Source organism: Streptomyces sp. NPDC002265 (genome assembly GCF_040296125.1).
Classification (GTDB): domain Bacteria; phylum Actinomycetota; class Actinomycetes; order Streptomycetales; family Streptomycetaceae; genus Streptomyces.
Map to the genome: position 1 here is coordinate 1 of NZ_JBEOWS010000650.1, position 2,087 is coordinate 2,087.

Annotated in this window: 2 protein-coding genes; both read left to right on the forward strand. The window is 69.6% G+C overall.

Annotation, left to right across the window (positions count from 1 at the left end; translation table 11 throughout):
• Positions 1–204: 204 nt before the first annotated feature.
• The gene (locus ABT085_RS45950) at positions 205–594 is read left to right on the forward strand and encodes a hypothetical protein (RefSeq protein ID WP_351623126.1); all 390 of its coding nucleotides are present in this window, start codon (positions 205–207) and stop codon (positions 592–594) included.
• 101 nt (positions 595–695) lie between these two features.
• A partial coding sequence (locus ABT085_RS45955) for a S28 family serine protease (RefSeq protein WP_351623128.1) occupies positions 696–2,087 on the forward strand: 1,392 nt, incomplete at its 3' end.

Consider the following 2,087-nt stretch of genomic DNA (forward strand, 5'->3'; position numbering starts at 1 on the left):
CGGACGTTGGTGGGGGAGCCGGACACCCCGGGCTCCCCCGTCCGCCACCCGTCCGCCCCGGGCGCCCGCCCCGCCGTGGCGGGCGCCCGGAGCGCGGGATGCGCGGGGATGCGCATGGGATGCGCGGGGATGTGCGCAACCGTTCGATACCTGTCATGCGTCCGTACATCAGTACGGTCGGAGCGTGTGGCGGGAGGGACGAGTGTGGACAGTGGTGCGATACGTCGACGGCTGGCACTCGGCACGGCCGTGCTGGCCGCCTCCGGGCTGCTCGCGCTCGCGTCGCCGGCCAGCGCCGAGGCGGCCCCCGCGCAGTGCGCCGGCCGGAAGGTGAAGGTCCTTCCCTTCGCCACCGGCACGGTCCAGGTCTTCAAGCGCAACGGCTACGTCTGCGCCGTCACCCTCGCCGGGCACCCCGGCCGGCGGACCGCGATGTCGGTCAGCGTGCAGGCGCGCGGCAACCGCCCGGTCGTCGACAGCGGGCAGTTCACGCTGCGGGCCGGTCCGGTGACCGTGCACGCGGGGCACCGCTGTGTACGGGTGAGGGGGTCGGTGGGGGCGCAGTCGATCGGCACGGGCTGGATCCTGTGCTGACCGACGCCGCCCCTTTTGCCCGCTGACGTCTCAACTCCCTCTGGTGTGAAGGGTGTTGCTGGGATAGCTTCCGGCGCACATCCGTTTCACAGGGAGGGTGCATGCGTAAGGCGCTCAGATGGCTGCTGGCGCTCACCGTGCTCATAGGCACACTGAGCACGGCCGGGGCAGCCACCGCTGCCGTGCCGGAGGCCACCGGAACGACCGACATCAAGGAGCAGCTGCTCTCCATACCGGGCATGAGCCTGATCGAGGAGAAGCCGTACACCGGCTACCGCTACTTCGTCCTCAACTACACCCAGCCGGTGGACCACCGGCACCCGTCCAAGGGCACGTTCCAGCAGCGGATCACCGTGCTGCACAAGGACGTCAGCCGTCCGACGGTCTTCTACACCGGCGGCTACAACGTCTCCACCACGCCGAGCCGCCGCGAGCCGACCCAGATCGTGGACGGCAACCAGGTCTCCATGGAGTACCGCTTCTTCACCCCGTCCCGGCCCGCCCCGGCCGACTGGTCCAAGCTCGACATCTGGCAGGCCGCGAGCGACCAGCACCGCATCTTCAAGGCGCTGAAGAAGATCTACACCAGGAACTGGATCGCCACCGGCGGCTCCAAGGGCGGCATGACCGCCACCTACTTCGAGCGCTTCTACCCGCACGACATGGACGGTGTCGTCGCCTACGTCGCCCCGAACGACGTCGTCAACGACGAGGACTCCGCCTACGACCGCTTCTTCGCCTCCGTCGGCACGAAGGAGTGCCGGGACCGGCTGAACGCCGTGCAGCGCGAGGCGCTGGTGCGCCGGGAGTCCCTGGAGAAGAAGTACCAGGCGTACGCCGCCGAGAACGGCTACACCTTCACCACCGTCGGCAGCCTCGACCGGGCCTACGAGGCGGTCGTCCTCGACTACGTCTGGGGCTTCTGGCAGTACAGCCTGCTGTCCGACTGCGACACGATCCCGGCGGACGCGGCCACCGCGACCGACGACGAGATCTGGAACTCCGTCGACACGATCTCCGGCTTCTCCTTCTACACCGACCAGGGCCTGGAGCCGTACACGCCGTACTACTACCAGGCGGGCACCCAGCTGGGCGCGCCGACGATCCACTTCCCGTACATCGAGCGCAAGTACGTCCGCTACGGCTACCAGCCGCCGCGCAACTTCGTCCCGCGCGACATCCCGATGCGGTTCCAGCCGGGCGCGATGCGCGACGTGGACAACTGGGTGACGCACCACGCGCGGCACATGCTGTTCGTCTACGGCCAGAACGACCCCTGGGGCGCGGAGCGGTTCCGCGTCGGGGCGGGCGCGAAGGACGCGTACGTCTTCACCGCGCCCGGTCTCAACCACGGCGCGAACGTGGCCGGGCTGACCGCCGACCAGAAGGCGCTCGCCACCGCCCGCATCCTCGCCCGGATCGAGATGTCGCCGGCGTGCGGTCTGCGGATCTCGATGCGCTCGAACAGCGGTGAGGCGAGGACGAGTTCGGCC